The organism is Micromonospora aurantiaca ATCC 27029 (assembly GCF_000145235.1).
GTDB lineage: Bacteria > Actinomycetota > Actinomycetes > Mycobacteriales > Micromonosporaceae > Micromonospora > Micromonospora aurantiaca.
Genome location: NC_014391.1, coordinates 1,073,418 through 1,097,300 on the forward strand (window position 1 = coordinate 1,073,418; position 23,883 = coordinate 1,097,300).

At 74.0% G+C, this 23,883-nt stretch carries 24 protein-coding genes; 13 read left to right on the forward strand and 11 right to left on the reverse strand.

What is annotated here, in order from left to right; all coding sequences use genetic code 11:
- Positions 1 to 49: 49 nt before the first annotated feature.
- The 4 genes from MICAU_RS05290 to MICAU_RS05300 all read left to right on the forward strand — a co-directional run bounded on the left by MICAU_RS05290 (position 50) and on the right by MICAU_RS05300 (position 3,312).
- Positions 50 to 283 carry a zinc-ribbon domain-containing protein gene (locus MICAU_RS05290; protein ID WP_013284259.1) on the forward strand — a complete coding sequence of 78 codons (234 nt, stop codon included), beginning with the start codon at positions 50 to 52 and terminating at the stop codon, positions 281 to 283.
- A gap of 235 nt (positions 284 to 518) precedes the next feature.
- The gene (locus tag MICAU_RS32355) at positions 519 to 668 is read left to right on the forward strand and encodes a hypothetical protein (RefSeq protein ID WP_157547397.1); all 150 of its coding nucleotides are present in this window, start codon (positions 519 to 521) and stop codon (positions 666 to 668) included.
- 71 nt (positions 669 to 739) lie between these two features.
- On the forward strand, positions 740 to 1,810 hold the full coding sequence (locus tag MICAU_RS05295; protein ID WP_013284260.1) for a hypothetical protein: 1,071 nt from the start codon (positions 740 to 742) through the stop codon (positions 1,808 to 1,810).
- Positions 1,807 to 3,312: a hypothetical protein gene (locus MICAU_RS05300; protein WP_013284261.1), complete on the forward strand. Its 1,506-nt coding sequence runs from the start codon at positions 1,807 to 1,809 to the stop codon at positions 3,310 to 3,312. Before MICAU_RS05295 ends, MICAU_RS05300 begins: the two co-directional genes overlap by 4 nt.
- Positions 3,313 to 3,322: 10 nt before the next feature.
- On the opposite strand, the gene MICAU_RS05305 is transcribed toward MICAU_RS05300, so the two are convergent.
- A complete protein-coding gene (locus tag MICAU_RS05305; RefSeq protein WP_013284262.1) occupies positions 3,323 to 4,276 on the reverse strand; it encodes a S41 family peptidase in 954 nt (317 codons plus the stop codon).
- A 77-nt stretch (positions 4,277 to 4,353) separates the two neighbouring features.
- Between MICAU_RS05305 and MICAU_RS05310 the strand changes: the two genes are divergently transcribed.
- The 5 genes from MICAU_RS05310 to MICAU_RS05330 all read left to right on the forward strand — a co-directional run bounded on the left by MICAU_RS05310 (position 4,354) and on the right by MICAU_RS05330 (position 9,201).
- On the forward strand, positions 4,354 to 4,851 hold the full coding sequence (locus tag MICAU_RS05310) for an ArsR/SmtB family transcription factor (RefSeq protein ID WP_013284263.1): 498 nt from the start codon (positions 4,354 to 4,356) through the stop codon (positions 4,849 to 4,851).
- Positions 4,852 to 4,980: 129 nt separating this feature from the next.
- Entirely contained in the window at positions 4,981 to 7,260 is a 2,280-nt protein-coding gene (locus MICAU_RS05315; RefSeq protein WP_225319768.1) for a putative bifunctional diguanylate cyclase/phosphodiesterase, read from the forward strand.
- Between the two features lie 130 nt (positions 7,261 to 7,390).
- On the forward strand, positions 7,391 to 8,023 hold the full coding sequence (locus MICAU_RS05320; protein ID WP_013284265.1) for a hypothetical protein: 633 nt from the start codon (positions 7,391 to 7,393) through the stop codon (positions 8,021 to 8,023).
- A 107-nt stretch (positions 8,024 to 8,130) separates the two neighbouring features.
- Positions 8,131 to 8,889, forward strand: a complete 759-nt coding sequence (locus MICAU_RS05325) for a MerR family transcriptional regulator (protein WP_013284266.1) — start codon at positions 8,131 to 8,133, stop codon at positions 8,887 to 8,889.
- Between the two features lie 27 nt (positions 8,890 to 8,916).
- Positions 8,917 to 9,201 (forward strand): putative quinol monooxygenase, encoded by a 285-nt coding sequence (locus MICAU_RS05330; protein ID WP_013284267.1) that lies wholly within the window; start codon positions 8,917 to 8,919, stop codon positions 9,199 to 9,201.
- Between the two features lie 6 nt (positions 9,202 to 9,207).
- Here MICAU_RS05330 and MICAU_RS05335 read toward each other — a convergent pair whose 3' ends face one another.
- The gene (locus MICAU_RS05335; RefSeq protein ID WP_013284268.1) at positions 9,208 to 10,719 is read right to left on the reverse strand and encodes a GntT/GntP/DsdX family permease; all 1,512 of its coding nucleotides are present in this window, start codon (positions 10,717 to 10,719) and stop codon (positions 9,208 to 9,210) included.
- A gap of 22 nt (positions 10,720 to 10,741) precedes the next feature.
- A complete protein-coding gene (locus MICAU_RS05340) occupies positions 10,742 to 12,283 on the reverse strand; it encodes a gluconokinase (protein WP_013284269.1) in 1,542 nt (513 codons plus the stop codon).
- A gap of 266 nt (positions 12,284 to 12,549) precedes the next feature.
- On the opposite strand from MICAU_RS05340, the gene MICAU_RS05345 reads away from it, so the two are divergent.
- Positions 12,550 to 13,704, forward strand: coding sequence for a hypothetical protein (locus MICAU_RS05345; protein ID WP_013284270.1), 1,155 nt, complete (start codon positions 12,550 to 12,552; stop codon positions 13,702 to 13,704).
- A 6-nt stretch (positions 13,705 to 13,710) separates the two neighbouring features.
- Here the strand turns inward: MICAU_RS05345 and MICAU_RS05350 are convergent, their stop codons facing one another.
- On the reverse strand, positions 13,711 to 14,283 hold the full coding sequence (locus MICAU_RS05350) for a hypothetical protein (protein WP_013284271.1): 573 nt from the start codon (positions 14,281 to 14,283) through the stop codon (positions 13,711 to 13,713).
- 108 nt (positions 14,284 to 14,391) lie between these two features.
- Between MICAU_RS05350 and MICAU_RS05355 the strand changes: the two genes are divergently transcribed.
- Positions 14,392 to 15,591 (forward strand): phosphotransferase family protein, encoded by a 1,200-nt coding sequence (locus tag MICAU_RS05355; RefSeq protein WP_013284272.1) that lies wholly within the window; start codon positions 14,392 to 14,394, stop codon positions 15,589 to 15,591.
- Here the strand turns inward: MICAU_RS05355 and MICAU_RS05360 are convergent.
- Positions 15,588 to 16,448, reverse strand: a complete 861-nt coding sequence (locus MICAU_RS05360; RefSeq protein ID WP_013284273.1) for an AraC family transcriptional regulator — start codon at positions 16,446 to 16,448, stop codon at positions 15,588 to 15,590. The genes MICAU_RS05355 and MICAU_RS05360 overlap by 4 nt on opposite strands.
- Before the next feature lie 120 nt (positions 16,449 to 16,568).
- On the opposite strand from MICAU_RS05360, the gene yidD reads away from it, so the two are divergent.
- The gene (yidD, locus tag MICAU_RS05365; protein WP_225319755.1) at positions 16,569 to 16,940 is read left to right on the forward strand and encodes a membrane protein insertion efficiency factor YidD; all 372 of its coding nucleotides are present in this window, start codon (positions 16,569 to 16,571) and stop codon (positions 16,938 to 16,940) included.
- A 112-nt stretch (positions 16,941 to 17,052) separates the two neighbouring features.
- Here yidD and MICAU_RS05370 read toward each other — a convergent pair whose 3' ends face one another.
- From MICAU_RS05370 to MICAU_RS05385, 4 genes are all read right to left on the reverse strand, one after another.
- A complete protein-coding gene (locus tag MICAU_RS05370; RefSeq protein WP_013284275.1) occupies positions 17,053 to 17,787 on the reverse strand; it encodes a YqjF family protein in 735 nt (244 codons plus the stop codon).
- 32 nt (positions 17,788 to 17,819) lie between these two features.
- Complete coding sequence (locus MICAU_RS05375) at positions 17,820 to 18,185, reverse strand: VOC family protein (RefSeq protein ID WP_013284276.1); 366 nt, start codon at positions 18,183 to 18,185, stop codon at positions 17,820 to 17,822.
- Positions 18,186 to 18,293: 108 nt separating this feature from the next.
- Positions 18,294 to 18,635: a hypothetical protein gene (locus MICAU_RS05380; protein WP_013284277.1), complete on the reverse strand. Its 342-nt coding sequence runs from the start codon at positions 18,633 to 18,635 to the stop codon at positions 18,294 to 18,296.
- On the reverse strand, positions 18,632 to 19,582 hold the full coding sequence (locus MICAU_RS05385) for a hypothetical protein (RefSeq protein ID WP_013284278.1): 951 nt from the start codon (positions 19,580 to 19,582) through the stop codon (positions 18,632 to 18,634). The genes MICAU_RS05380 and MICAU_RS05385 overlap by 4 nt, the downstream gene beginning before the upstream one ends.
- A gap of 112 nt (positions 19,583 to 19,694) precedes the next feature.
- Here MICAU_RS05385 and MICAU_RS05390 point away from each other — a divergent pair, with 112 nt between their 5' ends.
- Positions 19,695 to 21,854 carry an MMPL family transporter gene (locus tag MICAU_RS05390; RefSeq protein WP_013284279.1) on the forward strand — a complete coding sequence of 720 codons (2,160 nt, stop codon included), beginning with the start codon at positions 19,695 to 19,697 and terminating at the stop codon, positions 21,852 to 21,854.
- Positions 21,855 to 21,876: 22 nt separating this feature from the next.
- Here the strand turns inward: MICAU_RS05390 and MICAU_RS05395 are convergent, their stop codons facing one another.
- The gene (locus MICAU_RS05395) at positions 21,877 to 22,539 is read right to left on the reverse strand and encodes a response regulator (protein ID WP_013284280.1); all 663 of its coding nucleotides are present in this window, start codon (positions 22,537 to 22,539) and stop codon (positions 21,877 to 21,879) included.
- Complete coding sequence (locus tag MICAU_RS05400) at positions 22,536 to 23,729, reverse strand: sensor histidine kinase (protein ID WP_013284281.1); 1,194 nt, start codon at positions 23,727 to 23,729, stop codon at positions 22,536 to 22,538. The genes MICAU_RS05395 and MICAU_RS05400 overlap by 4 nt, the downstream gene beginning before the upstream one ends.
- Positions 23,730 to 23,883 lie beyond the last annotated feature (154 nt).

The window sequence follows — 23,883 nt, forward strand, 5'->3', positions numbered from 1 at the left end:
GAGGAGGGGGCCCCTTTTAACACGGGCGCTGGCTGGGTAATGCCGGGCGATGTTCTTCATCTTCGGGCTGCGGACCAAGGTCGTCCGGTCCGGCGTCGTCACCGCTGTCTGCCGCAACTGCGGCAACCAGGCCGCCCAGGTGATCACCCGCCGGGTCACCAAGTTCAGCCTCTTCTTCATCCCGCTGATCCCGCTGCGCACCCGGTACGGGCAGCAGTGCACGTTCTGCGGCGCCCAGTACGACATCTCCCGCGCCGAGGCCGAGCGCCTCCCGGTCGGCTGACCGGTGACCCGCTTCCTCTGCTGGCTGATCGGCCGGCAGCCCGCCACTCCGATCGCCCCGCCGGTGCACACCGCTGCCCGTCCACCCTGCACGCCCGGGCGCCGGCACCGCCGCCGGCGTCGTCCGGTGGCGGGAGCGCAGTCCCCGCGCTCGCCCTGGAACCGCTCCGCCGACCGCTGACGGGGTGGCCCGACCGCGGCATCGAACCGGAGAACCATCGCGAGCTGCTCGCTCAGTGCTGCACCGGCCGCCGGCCGCCCGAGCCGACCTGCTGCGCGTCGTCGAGCCCCTCGACCGGGAATTCCGTCGCCGTACCGTGCCGGTGCCCTGGCCGGTCAACGACTGGGAGCGGGGCTGGGGGTGGCGACGCCTGAGGGAGATCTGACCGCCGTGTTAACAAGGGGCCCTTCCTCTACCGGAGGCGTTAACAAGGGGCCCTTCCTTACACTTCATCGGATGGAGGAGCGGCTGGCGCAGATCCGGGGTGGTGGGCCGCCCCGGCGGCACAACGCCCGTACCATCGCCGCGTTGACCGGCAACCCCGGCTGCACCCGCCGCGCCGTGCTGGACAGCGCGGGCGCGGACAAGCCGGCGCTCGCCGAGCGGCTCGGCTTCCCGGCCCGGTTCGGGCAGTCCCGTTTCGCGATCACCCGGGGCAACGCGTTCGAGGCGCAGGTCAAGGCCGACGGCGGGGCGGAACTGCTGCGCCTGGTCGCGGAGCGGCTCGGCGTACCGGTGCCGGAGGCCGCGACCTGGACCGACCTCGGCGCCGACGACGACCGGCCGGAACGGTCCCGGGCGGCGCTGACCGCGAGCGGCGACGGCCCGGCGCTGTTCGACCACCCGCTGCTCGGCCTGGACGTGGCCGGCACCCGGGTGCACCTGGAACCGGACCTGGTCGCCGCGCGGCTGGCCGGCCGGTTCCACGTCGTGGAGATCAAGTCGTTCCCGGTGATCGACGGGCAGGCCGACCCGGGCAAGGTCGCCGCCGCCGCGATCCAGTCCGCCGTCTACGTGCTGGCGCTGCGCGAGTTGCTCGCCGCCGAGGGACGCGACCCGGAGCTGGTGTCGCACGAGGTGGTGCTGGTCTGCCCGCGCGACTTCGCCAACCAGCCGGTGGCCAGCCTGCTCGACGTGCGCCGGCAACTGCTGGTGCTGCGCCGCCAACTGGCCCGGATGGCCCGGGTCGAGGAGTTGCTCGCCGCCGTACCGGCCGGCTTCACGGTCGACCCGGCGGCCGATCCGGCCACGCTCGCCGCCGCGCTGCACCAGGTGCCCGCGCGCTACGCACCCGACTGCCTGGCCGCCTGCGAGCTGGCGTACTTCTGCCGGCACGAGGCGCGCGGGCAGACCGGCGCGCTGGGCCGGCCGGTCCGTGAGGCGCTGGGCGGCGTCGAGGACGTCGCCGACGTGCTGGCGCTCGCCGAGGGCGTAACCGCGCCCGAGCCGGAGCAGGCGGAGGCCGCCGCGCTGCTGCGGGCCGCCGCGCGCCTGCGCGCCGACGCCCTCGCCGGACACCCCGCGTGAGTACGCTCCGCGCACTCGCCCGAGCCCAGGCGGTCGCCACCGGGCGGGCCCAGCCTGTCGCCACGGTCCGCCACCTGCACCTGTCCGACCGGCCGCTGGTGCTGGTGCCGCTCGCGCTGGCCGGTGAGGCGAACGCCCCGCTGGCGGCGATGGTCGGCGCCGCGCCCGACGAGGCCCGGCTGCTCGTGGTGCCGCAGCCGCGCAACCGGGACCAGCGGTTCGCGTTCGCCGCCGAGCTGGCCGCGATCGTGCTGCCGTACCTGGACGAGTTCCGCGACCTGACCGAGGCGGTGCCGGTGGACCGGGGCCGCGACGTCCGCCACCGGTACGTCGACGCGCCGCAACTGCTGGTGCCGAACCCGGCCGGGATCACGTTCCTGCGGCTGTTCGGCCGTTCCACCCGGTTCCGCCGTACCGACGGCGACTATCCGGTGCATCAGTCGGTGCCGCTGCTCGGCCGCTGGCTGACGTTCTTCGCCGAGCGTGCCGAGCAGCCCGGCTCGTCGGCGTTGCTGGCGCTCACCGAGGCGCTGACGTTGCACTGGGCGACCGGGCAGAGCGTGGTGGAGGACCTGCACCTGCCGGCGGTGCTGGGCTGGCTCGACCCGCCGGCCGGGCTGACCGGCGCCGAGGCGGCGGCCCGTGCCGAGGACCCGGCACACTGCCCGCCGGCCGGTCCGGCCACCGACCCGGACTTCGACAACCGCCGGCTCGCCCCGGCGATCGAGGCGTACACCCGGGCCGAGGACGACCCGGCGGCCCGCGCGGCCGCGTACGACGAGCTCGCCGGCCTGCTGCGCGACCAGCTCGCGCCCACCTGGGAGCTGATGTGGCGCGGCGTCGGGCTGTTGCGGGCGCTGTCGGCCGGCGCGCGGGTGGCGGGCCGGTGGGCCGGTGACCGGGACGCGTTCACCGCGCACGCCGAGCACGTCGACGCCGGGGGCGGCCCGCAGCCGCGGCGCGACGGCGCGGTGGCGGCGGCGCTGCGGTTGCAGCGGCTGGAACGGGCGTCGACCGCGTGGGCGGTGCAGCGCGCCTACGACGATCCGCTGGTGATGGCCGAGCACCGGCTGTCCGGGGAGGCGTTCGTCGGCGAGGTGACGCTCGCCGACCCGGCGCGGGTGGACGACTCCGGCAAGCGGCCGGTGCTGCGCCCGCGCATCCAGGTGGTCACCACCGAGCCGGTGCCGATGCCGGTGGGCGCGACGCTGTACTCCCCGGCCCGCCCGGGGCAGAAGGCGAAGGTCGTGTTCGTGACGCCCGGTGCCGACGGCAAGACCGAGGTGGTGCTGGAACTGTCCGGCGGGATGGGCCGGGGGCTGACCGCGCCTCCGGGCAGCGTGCCCGAGGTGGGCGAGCGGATCTGCCTGACCAGTCTGTCCGACGGCTTCCTGCCGGGCGGCGCGTTCCCGGCGCCGGAGGAGACGCCGTGGACGCACGGCGGGCCGCCCGGCACGGCCGTCGCGCCGCAGGACCCGGCTTCGGCGGAGGACTGGTCCTGACCCGCGCGGCTCAGCCCAGGGCGGCGAGAGCCGTCCGCGCCTCGGCCGCCGTCGGCCGGTCCGGGTCCGCCGCGAGCAGCGCCTCCAGGCTCCGGCGGTACGCGACGTCGCGCGCCCCGTCGGCCGGGCTCGCCAGGTCCGGGGTGACGCCGCAGCCCTCCCAGTTGGTGCCGCTCGCCGCGTGCACGGGCCGGGCCACCGGCACCGTCAGTTCCAGGTGCGGGTGCAGCCGGTGCCCGACGCGGGGATGCGCGCCGCCCCGGGTGGGCTCACCGACCACTGTGGCCCGGCCGAACTGCTGAAGGTCGTACGCCAGTTCCTCGCCGCCGGAGAAGGTCGCCGGACCGGTGAGCACGTGGACCGGCTTCTCCGGCGCGTAGCGGGGGACCGGCAGCCAGGCGGCGCTCCAGAACTGGCGGGTGACGCCGGAGCGCTCGTGCATGGTGTGCAGGTGCGTCGGCTCGGCGAAGAACCAGCCGCAGAGCAGCGCCACCCCGTCCGGGCTGCCGCCCTCGGTGCGGCGCAGGTCGAGCAGGAGCGCGTCGGTGCCGGCGAGCAGCCGCAGCGCGGCGGTCAGCGCGTCGCCAGCCAGGTCGGGCGGGAACACGTACGGCTGGATCTCCAGTAGCCCGACGTTTCCCGGCAGCCGTTGCACCCGGGTCACGCCGCCCATGCCGAGCGCGGCGAGGCGCGCGAAGTGTTCCCCGGTCGGGTCGTCGGCCCTGTCGGACAGCGGCTGGTCGTGGTGCTTGAGCCGCAGGTGCAGGTCGCGGTTCGCCGACTGGAGGTCGGCGGTGACGAGCGCGCCGAGCGTGGCGGGGTCGCCCGCCCCGGCGTACGCCCCGGCGCGCAGGCGCTCGCGCAGGTGGCCGGCGACCCGGTCGGCGACGTCGGGCAGGACGTACTCGTCGGCCACCAGCGCGGCGGCCCGTTCGACGATGGCGGTGATCTGGTCCGGATCCATCGAGTCCCCGTTCTCGCGGTGGGGGAGAAGTAGAGCAGCCGGTTGACAAAGCGTCAAGAGAACTAGACGCTTTCGCGGTGACCGACGATCCGCTGGAGATCCGCGACCCGGCCCAGTTCAAGGCGCTGGCCCACCCGTTCCGGCACCGGCTGCTGTTCGCGCTCGGAGCCGGTCCCGCCACGCTCAGCCAGCTCGCCGCCCGTCTCGGCGCGGCGAAGGGCACGGTGGCCCACCATCTCGCGGTGCTGACCGAGGCCGGCATGGTCCGCCCGGCGCACAGCCGTCAGGTCCGGGGCGGCACCGAGCGCTACCACGAACGCACGTTCCGCCGGCTCGTCGGCGCCGACACCGACGCGGGCGCCACCGCCGCGCTGCTCGGGGCGTACGCCGAGGAACTCGCCGGTGACCCCGACCCGCTCGTGCACCTGCGACACCTGCGGCTCACGCCGGCCCAGGCCCGGCGCCTGCGGTCCACGCTGGACGAACTCGTGGGCGAGGCCGAGGAGGCGCCGCCGGGGCAGCCGCGCTACGGCGTGCTGGTCTCCCTCTACCGGCACCCGCCTGCGGTCCGCTGACCGACAGTCGTCGACTCTGGCGGCAGTCCCCGGCGCTGGCTAGGCTTGCGCCGTCCGTCGTCCGGTCCTCGTCGTCGAGGGTGCACGTCTGGAAGAGAGCCGGAGCGCATCGTTGTATCCCAGCACGACGTGAGCCTCGCCGTCGCGGCGCCGGCCCGTCATCCGCTCGTCGGCCGTGTCGGACTTGTCGCGGCCGCTGTCGTCGTACTCGGGGAGATGGCCTGGCTGGCCGCCCGTCTGCCGGGCGCGGCGCTGGTGAGCGACCTCGGCGCGATGGCGGTGTCGAGCTGGGCGGCAGTGCTCTGCGCCGGCGCGGCGCGACGTCAGCCGGCCGTGTTGCGCCGGTTCTGGGAACTGCTCGCCGCCACCATGGCCCTCGCCGCGCTCGGCCGTGCGGTGTGGACGGTGGAACGGCTCGGCGGGCTCGGCCTGCCCCACACGCCGCTGGTGGGGGGCCTGTTCGCCGCCGGCATCGTCACCGGCACCGCCGCGCTGCTCTGCTCCCGCACCGGCCCGCGCAGCGTGATCGGCCGGGCCCGCACCCTGCTCGACGGGGTCATCGTCGGGCTGGCCCTCATCCCGATCGGCTGGGTGGTGGTGTTCCACCGGATCACCGACGCCGAGCTGGCCGACCCGATGCGGACGTTCGGGCTGCTCTACCCGATGTTCGACCTGATGCAGCTCACCATCCTCGTGGCGGTCGCCGGTCCGGGCCGGCCGATGTGGCGGGCGCTCACGGTGATCGGTGCGGGCCTGGCGATCCGGTCCGGCGCGGACGCCGTCTACGTCTCCCTGGTCGCGCGCGGCGACTACACGCCGGGGCACCCGGTCGACGTCTGCTGGCCGCTGAGCTACCTGCTGGTCGGCCTGGCCACCCGCTATCCGCCGCCGAACGACGGGGAGGGCGAGGACGACGTGGTCGACTCGCCGCTGCCGCCGTGGTGGCGGGTCGCGCTGCCGTACCTGCCGGTGGGCGGTGCGATCGTCGCGGTCCTGCTGTCGCGGCAACCCAGCGGGCAGACCCCGCAGGTCGTCTTCGTCGGCATGATGGGCCTGCTCGGGGTGCTGGCGCTGCGCCAGGGGCTGGCCGCGAACGAGAACCTGCGGCTGGTCGGGCGGCTGCGCCGGCTCGCGTACTCCGACCAGCTCACCGGCCTGCCCAACCGGCTGACGTTCGTCCGGCGGCTGCGGCGGGCGTTGCGCGGGGGTGGGCCGGTCGCCGTGGTGCTGCTCGACCTGGACGGCTTCAAGCAGGTGAACGACAGGTTCGGGCACGCCGCCGGGGACCGGCTGCTGACCACCACCGCGGAGCGCATGCGGGACGCGGTCGGCCCGGACGGGATGATCGCCCGTCTCGGCGGCGACGAGTTCGCAGTGCTCGTCGCAGGGGAGCGCCCGGTGTCACCCGAAGGGCTCGCGGTCCGGCTGCTGGCAGCCCTGGAACCGCTGCCCGGCGAGGAGGATCTCGGCGTCCACCCGTCGGCGAGCATCGGCATCGCCGAGTACGGGCCGCAGCACACTTCGCACACCGACCTGCTCCGGGACGCCGACATCGCCATGTACGCGGCGAAGGCGGCGGGCAAGGCCGCGTACCGGACGTGCACGCCGGAGCTGCGCGAGTCGGCGGTCAGCCGGGCCGAACTGATCGCCGACCTGCGCCGCGCGGTGGACGAGGGCCAGTTGCTGATGGAGTTCCAGCCCATCGTCGACCTGGACACCGGCACGGTACGCAGCGCCGAGGCGCTGGTGCGCTGGCGGCATCCCCGGCTGGGTGTGCTGACCCCGGCGCGGTTCCTGCCGCTGGCCGAGGAGACCGGGCTGATCGTGGCCATCGACAGGTGGGTCATCCACGAGGCGTGCCGGGCCGCGGCCACCTGGCGCGAGCACGCGCCGGACGTGACTGTGGCGGTGAACATCGCCGCCGCCCACCTGTGCCGGCCGGACCTGATCGCGACTGTCACCGGCGCGGTCGGCGCGGCCGGCCTGCCGCCCCGCGCGCTCACCCTGGAGCTGACCGAGTCGGCGCTGATCGAGGGCAGCGAGTCGGTGCTCGACCGGCTGTCCCAGCTGCGCGACCTCGGCATCCGCATCGCCATCGACGACTTCGGCACCGGGTACTCCTCGCTGAGCTACCTGCACCGTATCCCGGCCACCGAGCTGAAGATCGACAGGTCGTTCGTGTCCCGGCTGGACGCCGGCGACGCCCGCGCGTACGCCACCGTCGAGATGGTGAACCGGCTGGCCGGCGCGTTCGACCTGGCCGTGGTGGCCGAGGGTGTGGAGACTGTCGCGCAGCACGCGGCGGTCACCGCGATCGGCTGCCGGCAGGGCCAGGGCTGGCGGTACGGCCGTCCGGCCGCCCTGCCGGACCTGCTCCCCGCGCTGTCCGGGGCCGGCGCCGAGCGCTGACCGGCCCGGGTCCACGGGGGCCGAAGGTCCCGGACGGGACAGGGGATTCGACCCTGCTCACCGGCGGTCCGGCACCGCCATGATGGTTCTCGTCAACAAGACGAACACACCCTCCACACGGGAGTTTGATATGAAGCGACGGACGCTCGATCTGCTGTTCAGCATCGGTGGGCTGGGCCTGGCGGTCCTGCTGCTCGTCGTCGGCGTCGTCCTGACGACGAACGCCAACTTCGCCAACGACTACGTACGCGACCAGCTCGGCGCGCAGCACATCACCTTCACCCCGGCGGACAAGCTGTCCGACGAGGAGAAGAAGTCGGACTGCCTGCGCGAGTACGCCGGCCAGAAGATGACCACCGGCAAGCAGGCCGAGTGCTACGCCAACGAGTACATCGGCCTGCACCTGAAGAACATGGCCGGTGGCAAGACCTACGCCGACCTGGGCGAGCCGCAGAGCGCGCTGCGCGAGCAGGTGGCCCAGGCCGAGCAGAGCAACGCCGCCAACCTGGCCGACCTTCAGAAGCAGCTCGCCGAGGTGAGCGCCCAGCGGGAGACCGTGTTCAAGGGCGAGACGCTGCGCGGCCTGCTGCTCACCTCGTACGGCTTCAGCGAGTTCGGCCGCAAGGCCGAGCAGGGCGCCCTGGCCCTGTACCTCGGCGCGGGTCTGCTCCTGCTGCTCTCGATCGCCGGTCTGGTGCACGCCTTCCGCACCCCGGCCAACGCGACCTTCGCCGCTCCCGAGAAGGAGAAGGTCACCAACTGACCGCACCGACGACGCCCCCGGCCGATCCTGGTCGGGGGCGTCGTGCTGTCCGGCTTGACCCTCACGCAGCGGGAGGCGGGAGTCTTGGTCGCGGAAGGGAGGGAACCATGCCGTACACGGTGGGACAGGTGGCGCGGGCGGCCCGGGTGACGGTCCGGACGCTGCACCACTACGACGAGATCGGGCTGCTGCGGCCCAGCGGGCGCACGCCGGCGGGCTACCGCCGCTACGACGAGGCCGACCTGGACCGGTTGCAGCTCATCCGGTACTACCGCGAGCTGGGGTTCCCGCTGGAGGAGATCGCCGAGATCCTGGACGATCCGGACTCCGACCCGGTGGCGCACCTGCGCCGGCAGCACGAGCTGCTGTCCGGGCGGATCGGGAAGCTCCAGGAGATGGTCGCGGCGATCGAACACGCGATGGAGGCGAGGACGTTGGGGATCCAGTTGACCCCGGAGGAGCGGTTCGAGGTGTTCGGTGACTTCGACCCGGACGAGCACGCCGAGGAGGCGGAGCAGCGCTGGGGCGGCACCGAGGCGTACCGGCAGTCGCAGGAGCGCGCGGGCCGCTACTCGAAGGAGGACTGGCTGCGCAACAAGGCGGAGAACGAGGACTGGGGGCGGCGGTTCGTCGCGCTGATGGACTCGGGCGCGCCGGCCGACGGCCCGGAGGCGATGGCGCTGGCCGAGGAGCACCGGCAGCTCATCACCAAGTGGTGGTACGACTGCTCGTACGAGATCCACACCGGCCTGGCCGACATGTACGTGGCGGATCCGCGGTTCACCGCGTACTTCGAGACGCTGCGGCCCGGGATGGCCGCGTACCTGAACGAGGCGATCCACGCCAACGCGATCACCCGGTCCTGACCGGGAGCGGGTGGCAGGATGGCCGGCATGCTCATCGTCGCCGGCACCCTCTACGTCGATCCGGCCCGGCGGGACGCCTACCTGGCGTCCTGTGAGGCCGCCGTCCGCGCGGCCCGGGAAGCGCCCGGCTGCGTCGACTTCGCGGTCAGCGCGGACCTGGTCGAGCCGGGCCGGATCAACGTCTACGAGCGGTGGGAGTCCGACGAGCAGTTGCTGGCGTTCCGGGGCTCCGGCCCGGAGGCCGAGCAGGTGACGGAGATCCTCGGCGCCGAGGTGCACAAGTTCCGCATCTCCGGCGTCGAGGCTCCGTGACCGTCGCTAGATGAAGACGTCGAGAAGCAGGACGCCGAGGAAGCCGACCACCGAGATGATGGTCTCCATCACCGACCAGCTCTTGATGGTCTGCCCGACTGTCAACCCGAAGTACTCCTTCACCAGCCAGAAGCCGGCGTCGTTGACGTGGGAGAAGAACAGTGACCCGCAGCCGATGGCCAGCGCCAGCAGCGCCACCTCGGGGCCCTGGAGCGTGGCGGCCAGCGGCGCGACGATGCCGGCGGCGGTGATGGTGGCGACGGTGGCCGAGCCGGTGGCGACCCGGATGCCGACCGCTACCAGCCAGCCGAGCAGCAGCGGCGAGAGGTTCGCACCGTCGGCGGCGTTCGCGACCAGGTCACCCACGCCGGCGTCGACGAGTACCTGCTTGAAGCCGCCACCGGCGGCGACGATCAGCAGGATGCCGGCGATCGGCGGCAGCGAGCCGCCGAGGAAACCGGAGACCTGGGTACGGCTGAAGCCGGACCGGTAGCCCAGGAAGATCATGGCGAAGATGACGCCTGCCAGCAGGGCGATGATCGGGGTGCCGGCGATGTCCAGCGCCTTGCGGCCTGCGGTGTCCTCGCCGAGCGTCAGCTCGCCGATCGCCCGCAGCAGCATCAGCACCACCGGCAGCAGCACCGTCACCACAGCCGCCCAGAGCGCCGGGGCCCGGCGCGATCGCCGCCCGACCGGCTCGTCGATCGCGCCGCCGGGCCGTCCGGTGCCCGGGTTGACCAGGTCGTCCGCGGTAACCAGGTCGCCGTCGGCGTCGAGCCGGCCGTCACCGGGCCGGGTCGGGCTGCGGTCGACGGCCGCGTCGCGCCGGGTCGGCAGCAGCTCGGCCGGTGCGGTGGCCGGCACGTACCGGGCGATGAAGTTGCCGAAGACCGGGCCGGCGATGATCACCGTGGGGATCGCCACCAGCAGGCCCAGCGCGAGCGTCTGACCGAGGTTGGCGCCGAGCGCGTCGATCGCCACCAGCGGGCCGGGGTGCGGCGGCACCAGGCCGTGCAGCACCGACAGGCCGGCGAGCGCGGGAATGCCGATCTTCATCAGCGGCACGTTCACCCGCAGCGAGACCAGCAGCACGATCGGCACCAGCAGCACCACGCCGACCTCGAAGAACAGCGGCAGGCCGATGAGCGCGGCCACACCGGCCATCGCCCAGGGCAGCGCGGTCCCGGAGACCCGGCCGACCACCCGCTCCACGATGCCGTCCGCCCCGCCGGACTCGGCCAGCAGGCCGCCGATCATCGCGCCGAGCGCGATCAGCAGGCCCACGCCGCCCACAGTGGAGCCGACGCCGCCGCTGAACGAGGTGACGATCTTGTCGACGGGTACGGCGGCGACCACGCCGAGGACCGCCGCGCCGAGGATCAGCGCGAGGAACGGGTGCACCTTGCCCCACGCGATGAGCAGCACCACCGCGGCGATGCCCAGCAGGGCCGCGAGGACGAGTTGGGTGTCACCGGCGTTCGTGAGCGGTTCCGCGGGTGCGGCGAGCAGTGTGACCACGGCTATCACGCCCTTCGGTCGGTCAGCGGGGTGGTGCGGTGGGTGGTGGTTCCGGCGGCAGGCTCGGCGCCATCCGCCGCAGGGACGCGAACGTGGGTACGAGGGCGTCGTACAGCTCGGAGAAGAGGGGGAGCAGTGCGGCGTACGTGGCGGCGGAGGCGGGATCCGGGCGGATCGTCTCCTCGATCCGGACCAGATCGGCGGCGACCTCGATCGATTCGATCAGGCCGAGCGCCTGCATGCCGAGCAGCGCCGCGCCGAAGCCGGACCCCTCGTGCCCGGCGGGGAACCGCACCGGCATGCCGAGCGCGTCGGCGAGGATCTGCCGCCACAGCGCGCTGCGGGCGAACCCGCCGCTGGCGCGGACCTCGCGTACCTCGTTTCCGGCGGCCCGGACCGAGGCGAGGACCAGGGCGAGCTGCTGGCAGACGCCCTCCAGCGCGGCCCGGACCAGGTGTGCCCGGCCGTGGCCGTGGGTCAGCCCGACGTACGCGCCGCGGGGCAGCGCGCTCCAGTGCGGCGCCCGTTCGCTGAGCAGGTACGGCAGCATGATCAGCCCGCCGGAGCCGACCGGCGCCGTGGCGGCCAGGTCGAGCAGCTCCTCCTCGGCGTGCTCGCCCAGCTCGGGGGCGAGCGCGTCGTTCGCCCACTGGAGGACGATGCCGCCGTTGTTGATGGCGCCGCCGACCACCCAGCGGTCCTCGGTGAGCGCGTAGCAGAACACGCCGCCGAGCGGGTCCACGCCGGGGCGTTCCACCATCACCCGCATCGCGCCGCTGGTGCCGATCGAGCAGGCCACCACGCCGGGGCGTACCGCGCCGAGCCCGAGGTTCGCCAGTGGCCCGTCGCCGGCGCCCACCACGAGCGGCGTGTCCGCCAGCAGCCCGGTGGCGCGGGCCGCCTCGGGGGTGAGCCCGGGCAGCACGTGGGTGGTGGGTACGAGCTGGGGGAGCTGCTCCTCGGTGATGCCGGCGAGGCGGAGCGCCTCGGTGTCCCAGGCCAGCCGGTGGATGTCCATCAGGCCGGTGGCGGACGCCACCGAGTGGTCGGTGACGAGCGCGTCGGCGAGCCGCCGCAGCACGAGATCCTTGATGCCGACCCAGTGCGCGACCCGCTCGTGCAGCTTCGGTTCCTGCTCGGCGAACCAGACCAGCTTGGGCAGCGGCGCCATCGGGTGGACCGGGGTGCCGGTGCGCCGGTGCAGGGCGAGCCCGGAGGGCGCGGCCCGCAGGCGTTCGGCCTGCGCGCTCGCGCGGGAGTCGGCCCAGGTGATCGACGGGGTCAGCGGGGTGCCGTCGGCGTCCAGCCCGATCAGGCTGTGCATGGCGGTGCTGAACGACAGGCCCGCAACCGGTACGCGCAGCTCGTCCACCACCGCGCGGATCACGCCGATCACGGCTTCGTGGATGAGGTCCGGGTCCTGCTCGGCCCAGCCCGGGTTCGGCTCCTCCAGGGGGTAGCCGATCGAGTGGCTGGCCAGTTGCCGGCCGGTGGTGTCGAACGCGACGGCCTTGGAACTGGTGGTGCCGATGTCCACTCCCACCACCATGGCCGGGTCGCCCACCGGTGCACCTCCTCGCCGCCCGGGGGCCGCGCTCCGCCCCGCCGTTGCGGCTGACGTTACCGACGTGTCCACGCGCGCGCATGACGAAGCGGGACCGCCGGGAGCCGGTGGCACGGAACGTGAATCGACGCGGGAGTTTCCGCCGATTGTGTAGGTCAATCAGCCGATCGGTCTAATTGGCGACTTTCGCGTGTCTTCGTACCCCTGCCGCACAGTTGACATGAATGACACCCCGATTGGTGGGCTCGCGCGGCGGAGGAGTCGGCGTGACGAAGACTGATTCGACGGGTTCCACATGGCGGTACCGGTGGGCGCACCGGCAGAACGAGCGGCGTCAGCGGGCCTTCCGCGCCGCCGACGAGGCGTGGCGACGCCGCGACGACGAGCTGCGCCGCCTGCGTACCCTCGCGGTGTCCTTCCACGGCTCGGCTCAGGCGGGCGTCGGCCTGCCGATGGAGCTGGCCCCCGGCGAGGTGGTCTTCTGGACACTCCCGGCCGCGCAACTGGTCGAGGTCCGGCACACAGCCGTGCTGCCCGCCCCCGAACTGACAGTCGACCCCGACCCGCCCGCGCTGCGCCCCCGCCGCCCCGAGGGCGTCAAGGTGGTCGACGCCGGGCTCGCCGTGCTCACCAACCGGCGCCTGGTCCTGCTCGGCGGACGCGGCCGGCGCGACTGGGCGTACGGCCGGATGACCGGCCTGTCCCACGACCCCGGCGCGCCGGTCACCCTGATCCAGGTGCTGGACCGGCGGCGTACCTCCGGGTTGCTGCTGCCCACCGGCGCGGCGGCCGACTTCCGGTTCACGCTCACGCTGGCGTTCGCCGACGCGATCGAGCAGCGCGCCGCAGTCGTGGCCGAGCTGGACGAGCTGATCGCGGAGCACACCGCGGCGCGGCCGGAACGCCCCGCAGTGCTCACCCCCGCCCAGGCCCGCGTCACCGCGCTGGTGCCCGGCGGCCGGCGGACGGTGGCGGTCGGCGCGGCGCTCGCGCTGATCGTGCCGGCGATGCTCATCGAGTCCAACCCGCCCACCCGGGCCGGCTCGGAGCGCGCCGCCGCCGCGACCCCGGGGGCCACCGGCACGCCCGCGCCGCCGCACGTCGCGCCCGCCGTCCAGGTCCGGCCCAGCACGAGCCCCGAGCCGTCCCGCGTCCGTCCCGCACCGCCGCGCGGCACGCCGCAGCCGCCGGTCGAGCGTCGCTGCGGCGCACCGGCGAACCCCTTCGGGTACGACTTCTGCGACGGCCAGCGCATCCGCCGGCCGGCTGCCGGGGTGTGCGACTGGTTCGAGTGCGTACCCGGGTTCTGGTCCGACCGCGGCTGGCTGGTGCAGTGCCGCGACGGCTCGATCAGCCGCACCGGCGGCCAGCGCGACGTGTGCGCCGGTCACAAGGGGTTCCGCCGGACCGTCTGGCGGTGACGCCGGTCAGGCCACCGGGCGGGACGTGACGCGCAGCGGCAGCAGCCCGGCCAGCACCAGCGCGGCGCCCACGGGCAGCAGGTTCAGGTTCACCGCGATCGCCAGGAACCCGGCCAGCACCAGCACCGGCGCCCACACCGGCAGCAGCCGGGCCGCCGCCGCCCGGTACAGCAGCACCAGCAGGCCCACCTCGAACAGCAGCGGTCCGCCGTACAGCACAAGGCCGGGCGTGGGCACCGCGTCGGCGAAGCGCGGGAACAGGTCACCGAGGATCACCCAGACGAAGGCGGCGGCGCCGACCAGGCCGGCCGGCGCGGCCACGTCGTCGAGCGTCCGCAACCGCGACGACCGGGTACGCAGCAGGCCGTGCAGCCCGACGATCAGCGCGGCGAAGCCGAGGACGCCGAGCAGGAACAGCGTGTGCCCGGTGTTCCAGGCCCAGGCGCCCTTGTCGCTGTGCCCGTCCAGGCGGTCGAGCAGGCGCAGCAGGCCGTAGCCGAGCAGCAGCACCGCAGACGCCACGGCGACCGGGCGTATCCACTGGTGCGTGGGACGTGTGCGGGAATCGAGGAGGCTCATCGCCTCAGCGTTCCGGGCGCCCGTGCCCGGGACATCGGGGAGCGGTCCCGAACCTGACCCGGATCAATCCGCTCGCCTCCCGTAGGGGTGCCCGGATACCGTCCGGCCGTGTCCCGCACCGTCTCGCTGGTCCTGCTCGACGCCACCGGCCGTCCGCTCGGCGCGCTGCCGCCGTTCGACGTGCCGGAGCCGTGGTGGCAGGAGGTCCACTCGATCGTCGACACCGTCCGGCAGCGCCACGGTCTGGAGGTGACGGTGCTGCGGCTGCTCGACGCCGACCGTTCCGCGCCTCCCGGCGGCCATGTCCGCTACCTGGCGCAGGTAGTCGACGCACCGGCCGTACCCCTGGAACCGGCGACCGTGGACCTCGCGCCGCACCCGCTGCGCCAGCCGTGGGCGGAGGCCGGCGGTCCGGCTCGCAGCGTCGCGTGGGCGACCGGCGAGCTGAGCCGGCTCGGCCGCCGGGTGACGGCGGTGGCGCAGCAGCGCACCTGGAACCTCTCCGCCATCTGGCGCCTGGACACCGACCAGGGCCCGGCGTGGCTGAAGCAGCTACCGTCCTTCGCCCGCCACGAGCCCGAGGTCCTCGGCCGGCTCCCCTCGGTGGCCGGTCTTCCCGGTGACACGAACTCCCTGATCGGCGTGCCGGTGGTGCTCGCCGCCGACGGGGAGGGGCGGATGCTGCTGGACGACGTGCCGGGGGAGGACCGGTACGGGGCCGGAGAGGGGGAGCGGGCCGCCGTCGCGGCCGGACATCACCCGGTGCAGCGGTGGGCGTGCGGGGTCGTCGGCGAGCTGGTCGCGGCGGGGGTGCCGGACCTGCGCGGGGCGCGGCTGGCGGGCTGGATCCGGGAACGACTCGCCGGGCACGACGTGTCGGCCGCAGCCGGCCTGCTCGCCGGGCTCGACCGGCGGCTCCGGCAGGTCGCCGGCTGCGGCCTGCCGGACACGCTCGTGCACGGCGACCTGCACCCCGGCAACGTCCGCGGCGACGGGCGGCGGCGGGTGGTGATCGACTGGGCGGACTCGTTCGCCGGCCACCCCGCCTTCGACATCCTGCGTCTCACCGAGGACGTCGACGCGGACGCCGCCGCCCGGCTGGTCGACGCGTGGGCGCGACGGTGGCGGGCCGACGTGCCCGGCAGCGACCCGCACCGGGCCGTCGACCTGCTCCGGCCGGTCGCACCGCTGCGGCTGGCCGCCGTGTACGCGATGTTCCTCGCCGCGATCGAGCCGGGCGAGCATCCGTACCACGTGCACGACGTGCCGGCCGCGCTGGCGCGAGCGGCGGCGGTGGCGCGACCCTAGATGCGGCGGACCGGGATCCACAGCTCCGCGTCGGCGGTGCCGCCGTCCTCGGCGACCCGCACCCGCGAGATCTCCGGCCCCGGGCGGGTCTCGTACGGGTTGGACGGGAACCACGACGTGAACACGGCCCGCCACAGGTGCTGCACCGCCACCGGGAACGCCCCGGAACTGGAGAACACCGCCCACTCGCCGGCCTCGACCGGCAGACTGCGCAGGTCGTCCGGCACGTCCGCGCCGGTGACCGCCGCGTACCAGTAGTCCAGCTCGGTGCCCTCGTCCCGGGAACCGGCCAGCTCGGCGCTGACGTTGACGATCCCGTGCGGCTCCTGGTCGGACAGCGCCTCGATGCGGCGGACGGTAGCCGGGTCGATGCCCCTGACGAACGCCACGATGTGCGGGTTCATCCCCTCGTGCACGAGCGGCACCCGCGCCGTCAACCCGGCGAGCCGGAAGGCGTCCTTGGTCACGATCCGGTAGTCCATGCTGGTGTTCCCTTCGACGACGAGCCGGAAGGACATCCGGGGCTGGGACCGCAGCACCGCACCGGCCTGCCGGGCCTGCGTCGGCCCGACGCCGTGCACGGCCCGGAACGCGCGGGCGAACGCCTCGTTCGAGCCGTACCCCCAGCGGACCGCCACGTCGAGCAGCGACTCCCGGCCGGCGAGCACGTCGGCGCCCGCCAGCGTCATCCGGCGTCGGCGTACGTACTCCGACAGCGGCAGCCCGGCCAGCGCCGAGAACAGCCGGCCGAAGTGGTGCTCCGACACGCCCGCGATCCGGGCCAGCGCGGCCACGTCGAGCGGCTGGTCGAGCCGCTGTTCGAGGTGGTCCAGCGCGGCGTTGAGCCGATCCAGCACCCGGTCTTCCCTCCTGGTGACGCCTTCGACGCTAGGTTCCCCGCCGCCCACCGACCCGATCACACCGGACCCGGTCCGGTCGCCTCATCGACAGTGGCGGGCGTGTCGCATCATGGCGTGGTGATCTTCCGGAAGCGGCACCACAAGAAAAAGAAGAGCCGGGACTGGTGCAACTGCGACGTGCCCACCTGCGACGGGCCGGGCTGCTGCGACCTGGGACTCTTCTCGATGCTGCTCACCCTCGGCTCGGTGACCGCGGGCGTCGTCCGGCGGCCCGCCGTGGACCGGGCCGGCCGGGCCGCCATCCTCGGTTACCGGCGCTGGCTGTCGCACCGCTGGCCGGCGACCTGCCGCTACACGCCGACGTGCAGCGCGTACGGGCTCGCCGCGGTGGAGCGGTACGGGCTGGCGGTGGGTGGCCGGATGGCCGCGGACCGGGTACGCCGATGCCGTCCCGATGTCCCGCACGGCACCCACGACCCGCTGCACTGACCCGCTCGCCTCCGCGCCGCGCGGACGTGCCGGCGCCACCTCGGGGAAGTGGCGGTGTTCCGGTGTGCCGGATGCCGCCACTGCGGCGACCTGGCGTCGATCAACGTGGCGGTCACCCGACCGACGTGGGGCCGCCGAAGACGACAGGTACGCCGGGGGAGTAGAGCACGCTCACCGGCGGCCCGTCCGGTGCGGGCAGGCCCGCGGCGGTGACCAGCTCGTCGTCGAGGTGCAGCAGTTCGGCGCGGTGCAGCGGCCACTGTGGATGCCAGTTCGGCAGGTGGCGGGTGCGGCCGTACGCCCGGGTGTGCAGGCCCCAGCGGGCGGTCAGGAAGTGTTCCAGCGGCGTCGGCTCGGGGATGGGCGCGCCGACGCGTACCGCCATCCGGCTGATCGAGCCGGCCGGACCGGGCCAGCGGCGGCGGCAGCGGTAGGTGAGCGTGTCACCGGTCCGGTCCAGCCGCATCGCCGACCACTTGTACGGCAGACGCAGGCTCACCTGGGCCACCAGCACCGGCACCAGGCGGGACGCGTCGAGCGAGCGGAACACGACAGCGCGCCGCCCCGAGCCGTCGACCGAGTAGAGCCGGACGTTCGTCTCCCAGAACGTGCCGAAGTACGGCACGCCCGGGCCACGGCCGAGCCCCAGCCCGACCATCCGGAACCCGATCAGCCCGACGTAGGTGAGCCCGTCGAGCGTGTCCGGCCGGGTGCCGGCGGGCAGCAGCGGCGCCACCCGTTCCGGCGGGACCGCCCAGTGCAGGAAGGCGAGATCGTGCCAGCGCTGCGCCAGCCAGGCCCGGCGGATGGCGCGTACGGGAGCGTGCTCGACCGGCTCGATCTCCACCGGTCCATCCTGCCTCCCGGATGCGCCGGGAGTCACTCCGGGCGGTGGCAGACCGCCTCGACGTTGTTGCCGTCCGGGTCGCGGACGAACGCGCCGTAGTAGGCGGCGTGGTATTCCGGCCACTCCTTCGGCGCGTGCAGCACCTCCGCGCCCGCTGCCACCGCCGCGTCGTGGAACGCGCGCACCGTCGCGCGGTCGGCGGCGGTGAACGCGATGTGCACCGGCACCGGCGTGGCGCCGGACGGCGCGGGCTCCACCCAGAAGTCGGGCGCGTCGACGCCGTAGCCGATCGGGCCGGGCTCCATCAGCCGCCGCCCGCCCAGCGGGGCGAGGACCGCGTCGTAGAAGGCGCCGCTCGCCTCCAGGTCGCGTACCGCTACGGAGAAGTGGTCGAGCACGTCGCCTCCCTGCGATCGTCGATGACCGCGCCAGGCTACGAGACCCCTACGACAATCCGCCGTGGTATTCGACGTACCAGTGAGACTGCTCGGCCACGTCGAACGCTGCTACGTCCTCGGGATCGACAGCCGACAGGTAGGCGAGAACCTCGGCCGCCTCCGCCGTGCCGAGCGTCCGCAGGTGAGCGAGCGTCTGCTCCCGCCCCGCCCCGCCCCGCACAGCAACTGCCACTCCACGGAGCACGCGGCGTCGAAGCTGGAGTGCTTGGCCTGCCAGATCAGCAGTACGTCGGCCAGGTCACCGTGCAGGAACAACTGCTCGCAGCCCAGGTGGATGAGGGCGCTGTCGTTATCGGCACCGAGACGGATCTGCTCGCGCAGCATCGACCGCACCGGCTCGACGTCTGCCGGACGCAGTCCGTGCCGCTCGTACCATTCGTCGTCGTTCACGCGGTCATCCTGCCGGACACCGCGACCATCGGACCGGCTCGCCGTCGCCTGGCGGTGTCCGCGACGATCAGCAGGCCGGGCGCCGCGCCGAGCAGCCAGATCACGCCCACCTGCCAGTGGATCACCTCGCCGACCGCGCCCCGGATCTCCGGTACGGCACCCACCACGTAGGACGCCTCCGGGTCGTCCGCGCGGCAGTCGAGCGTCCACCTACCGGGCGTCGGCACCCGCACTGTGGCCACCCAGGAATAGGCGGCGGCGTCGCTGCCGTAGTCGCCCGGCGGGACGGAGACCGGCTCGGCCGTCCGGACCTCCGCGCCGCCGCCGGTGACGCGGCAGTCCGGGTCCGTCGGGGAGAAGCCCACCGCGAAGATCGCGTACGCCCCGGCGGCCGGTGCCGTGAACCGGCCCGCCGACGTCGAGTAGGGGCCGACGCCGCCGTACTCATGCGGGGGTTGCCCGGTCGTGCTGTCCTCGGCGCCGAGCCGTACCGCGGACTGGGCCAGCAGCGCGCCGAACACCATGGCGAGCCCGCCGATCAGATAGCCGCGCCGCGACGCCGGGCGGGCCCGGTGGGGCAGGCGCCCGCCGGCGGCGTACCCGGTCAGCGCTCCGGCCACCGCGAGCGCCGCGCCGCCGAGCAGAGCCCGCCCCCAGCGGGCCTCGCCGGTCAGCGGCACGACCCACCGGAAGAACGCCAGTGACAACGCGAGAAGCGCCGTCGCGACCAGCGTGGACACGCCCAGGGCCACCCCGGGCCGCCGGGGCTGCCGGGCCGCCAGCACGGCGGCGAGCACCGGTGACGCGAGCACGGGCCACCACAGTGCGGTCGAGACCGGCTGGTCCTCCTCCCATCTGTGGGTCCACTCGAAGAAGACCAGCGGAGCCGGCACCGTCGCCGCCAACCAGGCCGTCAGCACTCCGGGACCGGGCAGCGTCGCGCTCATCCGTCGATCCTCGACCACCCGGATCATCGACGAAAGTCCGCGAGCCGTCCGAAAGGGATTGCTCACGCAGCGTAGGATCGCGTGCGACACAGCCGAACACACGGGGGAAACGATGTTCGAGCGCCTGGGCAGATTCGTCGTGGGCAAGGCCTGGTGGGTGATCGGCGGCTGGGTCGTCGCCGCGATCGCGATCATCGCCGCCAGTCCTTCACTGAGCGACATCACCTCCGCGGACCAGGAAAGCTTCCTGCCGCGCACCTACGAGTCCGTGCAGGCCACCGAGCTGGGCGCGAAGTCGTTCCCGCAGGCCGCCACCGCCACCGCCACCGTCGTCGTCAAACGCAGCGACGGCAAACCGCTGACCGCGGCCGACGAGGCGCGCGTGGGGCAGCTGGCCGCCGCGCTCAAGGCCCGGAACATCCCGCAGACCTCCGGCTACCTCACCGGCCCGCAGGCCGTCGCGCCGGACAAGTCCGTGCAGGTGGTCACCGTCGGTCTCGACGCCGACAGCCCCGACGACCCGGGCCTGCTCGACGCGGTACGCGACCTGCGCGCCGCCCTCGGGCCGGACCTGGCCGGCAGCGGCCTGACCGCCGGGGTGGCGGGCGACGTGGCGAGCTTCGTCGACAACGAGGACACGTTCAACGACGCGTTCGCCGTCGTCGGCGTCGCCACCATCGTCCTCATCATCGGGCTGATCCTGATCATCTTCCGCAGCCCGATCGCCGCGCTGCTGCCGGTCGTGGTCATCAGCGTCGTCATGTCCGTCACCACCGGGCTGGTCGCCGCCGCCGGCAAGGCGTTCGACCTCAACGTCAGCCAGGACCTCCAGACCATCCTGCTGATCGTGCTGTTCGGCATCGGCACCGACTACATCCTGTTCCTGCTGTTCCGCTACCGCGAGCGCCTGCGCGCCGGAGACGACAAGCGCACCGCCATGATCGTCTCGGTGCAGCGGGTCGGCGAGGTCATCACCTCCGCCGCCGGTGCGGTCATCGTGGCGTTCCTGGTGCTGCTGCTCGCCTCACTCGGCTTCTTCGGGTCGCTCGGCCCGGCGCTCGCCATCGCCGTCGGCGTCATGCTCGTCACCTCGCTGACCCTGATCCCGGCGCTCGTGTCGCTGCTCGGCCGGTGGGTGTTCTGGCCGTCGAAGGCGTGGCAGCGCCCGCCCAAGGCGACCCTGTCCCGGCGGCTCGGCGCCGTCGTCGGCCGCCGCCCGGCCGTGGTGGCCGCCGCTTCGGGCGCGCTGCTCGTCGCGCTCGCCGCCGGTGTGCTCGGCTACAAGGCCGACTACGACTTCGGCGCCGGCTTCCCGCAGGACACCGAGTCGGCGCGGGCCGCCCAGGACCTCCAGCGCGGGTTCGCCGCCGGGGCGCTCGCGCCCACCGAGGTCTACCTGACCACCGGCAACGGCACCCCGCTCACCGAGCAGCAGGTGAACGACTTCGCCGCCGCGTCGGCGCGCGCACCCGGCGTCGGGCAGGCGCAGCCGCCGGAGCGCAGCGCCACCGACCCGAGCGTCGTCCGGATCAACCTGCTGCTGAACGAGAACCCGATGTCCAACGAGGCGATCACGCTCGTACGCGACGACCTGCGGAAGTCCCTGCACGAGGCGGCTCCGCCGGGCACCAGGGCACTCGTCGGCGGCACCACGGCGATCTTCGCGGACATCAACTCGGCGAACAACAGGGACCTGTCGGTGATCCTGCCGGTGGCCGCACTCCTGATCGCGATCATCCTGGCGCTGCTCCTGCGCAGCCTCGTCGCGCCGGTCTATCTGGTGATCGCCGTGCTGCTCAACTTCGCCGCCACGCTCGGCGCCACCGTCTACGTGTTCCAGGGGCTCCAGGGCAACCCGGGCGTGACGTTCCAGCTGCCGATCATCCTCTACCTGTTCGTGGTGGCGATCGGCACCGACTACAACATCCTGATGATCGCCCGACTACGCGAGGAGGCGCGCGAGGGCCACGAACCGCACCAGGCCGCCGCGATCGGGGTGGAACACGCCGGGCCGACAGTCGCCGCGGCCGGGCTGATCCTGGCCGGCACGTTCGGGGTGCTGATGCTCGCGCCGATCTCGTTCCTCCAGCAGATGGGCTTCGCGGTGGCGATCGGGATCGTGCTGTCCGCGTTCGTCATGTCGATGTTCTTCGTGCCGGCGCTGACCGGGCTGATCGGCCACAAGGCGTGGTGGCCGGGGCACGGCGACGAACGGCGCAACGGCGGCGGCCGGCACGCGGCACCGGAACCTGCGGACGCGGCGTCGACCTGACTGTGACCCGCCCCGGCGCGGCTCAGCCCTCGCCGGGGCGGACCAGCCCGCTCTCGTACGCGATCACGACGAGCTGCGCCCGGTCGCGGGCGTTCAGCTTCTGGAGCAGCCGGCTCACGTAGGTGCGGGCGGTGTCGGGGCTCAGGAACAACGCCTGCCCGATCTCCGCGTTGGACCGTCCGGCGCCCACCTGCGCCAGCACGTCCCGTTCCCGTGCGGTCAGTCCGGCCAGCCGCCCCGGGTCGGCCACCGGTGAACGGGCCGCCGCGGCGAGCACCCGCCGGGTGACGGCGGGGGAGAGCAGCGCGTCGCCACCGGCGACGGTCCGGACCGCGTCCCGCAGCGCGTCGGGCGGGGTGTCCTTGAGCAGGAAACCCGCTGCCCCGGCGCGGATCGCCTCGAACAGGTACTCGTCGTCGTCGAACGTGGTGAGCATGACGACCTGCACGCCGTCCAGCATCGAGTCGGTCAGGATCCGCCGGGTCGCCTCCAGTCCGTCCCCGCCGGGCATCCGTACGTCCATCAGCACGATGTCGGGCCGCTGCTCCCGTACCACCGAGAGGGCGCTGCCGCCGTCGCCGGCCTCGCCCACCACCTCGATGTCCGGCGCCCGGTCGAGCAGCGCGCGCAGGCCGGTGCGTACGAGGTGCTGGTCGTCGACGAGCACGACGCGGATCGGGTTCACGCGGCGACTCCCGTCAGTGGCAGGTAGACCGACACCCGGAAGCCGGCGGTGCCGCCCGTGCCGGTTGCGGCGGTTGCTCCGGTGCTGCCGGTTTGGATGGTGCCGGTTTCTACGGTGCCGCCGAGCAGGGCTACCCGCTCGGCCATGCCGCGCAGGCCCTGGCCCGTCCCGTCCCTGCGCCCCGCGGGCGGGCCGCCGCGGCCGTCGTCCACCACCTCCAGCGCGAGCCGGCCGGGCGTGGCGCGGACCGTGACGGTGACCCGGGTGGCCTCGGCGTGGCGCAGGACGTTCGTCAACGCCTCCTGCACGACCCGGTAGACGGTGCTGCCCACGACTGCCGGCAGCGTGTCCACCGGACCTTCGATCCGCAGGTCGACAGTCAGCCCACCCCGGCGTACGCCGTCCACGAGCGCCGGGAGCCGGTCGAAGCCGGGGGCCGGTTCCCGTGGACCGGGTTCCCGGCGCAGCGTGCCGAGCGTCGCCCGCAGCTCCGCCATCGCGCTGCCGCTCACCGACCGGATGGCGGCCAGCGCGCTCTCCGCCTGCGCCGGATCGCTGTCGGCGAGCGCCTCCCGGGCGACGGCGGACTGCAACGTGATCACCGACATGGTGTGCCCGAGCGTGTCGTGCACCTCCCGGGCGATGCGCAGCCGTTCCGCCTCGACCTGACGGGCCGCCTCCCGGTGGCGCTCCTCGTCGGCCGCGACCGCCTGCCGGACCAGCGCCGCCCGCAGCGACCTGCGGTTGCGTACCGCGTCACCGAGGGCGATGACGGCGAGCAGCAACGCCGCCTCGGAGCCGAGTTCCGTACCGACGACCACCGCGATGTCGTCGCCCTCGGCCAGCCGGGCGACCACGGACACGGCCAGCAGGCTCCCGGCCACCACGGCGGCCGGGACGACACGCCCGCGCTCGGACACCCGGTAGAGGACGGCGGCGGCCGGGGCGGCCACTCCGACGGGCGGCAGGTCCAGCGCGTAGTACCCGAGGATCACGACCGCCGTGGCGACCAGCGCCGGCAGCGGCCACCGCCTGGCGCACAGCACCAGCCCGCCGAGCACCGCGCCGACCACGACGGCGAGCGCCGCGCCGCCGGGCGAGGGCCGGTCGGCCGCCACGGCCACCGCGACCAGGCCGAGCGTGGCCGCCGCGAGCAGCACATCGGCGCGGGTGGGCGAGGTGTCGGGCACGCCTTCGAGCCTAGGTCCGCGCGGACCCTCACCGCTGTCGTCCGCAGGCGTCAGGGACGACCCCGAGGCGTACGCCGAGAAGCGACATCCGGTCGCGCGGCCACGCGGACGACGGCCGGGGAAGGCCGACCTAGCGTCGATGGCGTCCCCGAAA

What these genes read in the sequence shown, in the direction of transcription:
- MICAU_RS05290 (WP_013284259.1), top strand. Translation starts at nt 50, where the DNA reads ATGTTCTTCATCTTCGGGCTGCGGACCAAGGTCGTCCGGTCCGGCGTC.
- MICAU_RS05295 (WP_013284260.1), top strand. Translation starts at nt 740, where the DNA reads ATGGAGGAGCGGCTGGCGCAGATCCGGGGTGGTGGGCCGCCCCGGCGG.
- MICAU_RS05305 (WP_013284262.1), bottom strand. Translation starts at nt 4,276, where the DNA reads ATGGATCCGGACCAGATCACCGCCATCGTCGAACGGGCCGCCGCGCTG.
- MICAU_RS05320 (WP_013284265.1), top strand. Translation starts at nt 7,391, where the DNA reads ATGAAGCGACGGACGCTCGATCTGCTGTTCAGCATCGGTGGGCTGGGC.
- MICAU_RS05325 (WP_013284266.1), top strand. Translation starts at nt 8,131, where the DNA reads ATGCCGTACACGGTGGGACAGGTGGCGCGGGCGGCCCGGGTGACGGTC.
- MICAU_RS05330 (WP_013284267.1), top strand. Translation starts at nt 8,917, where the DNA reads ATGCTCATCGTCGCCGGCACCCTCTACGTCGATCCGGCCCGGCGGGAC.
- MICAU_RS05350 (WP_013284271.1), bottom strand. Translation starts at nt 14,283, where the DNA reads ATGAGCCTCCTCGATTCCCGCACACGTCCCACGCACCAGTGGATACGC.
- MICAU_RS05385 (WP_013284278.1), bottom strand. Translation starts at nt 19,582, where the DNA reads ATGAGCGCGACGCTGCCCGGTCCCGGAGTGCTGACGGCCTGGTTGGCG.
- MICAU_RS05390 (WP_013284279.1), top strand. Translation starts at nt 19,695, where the DNA reads ATGTTCGAGCGCCTGGGCAGATTCGTCGTGGGCAAGGCCTGGTGGGTG.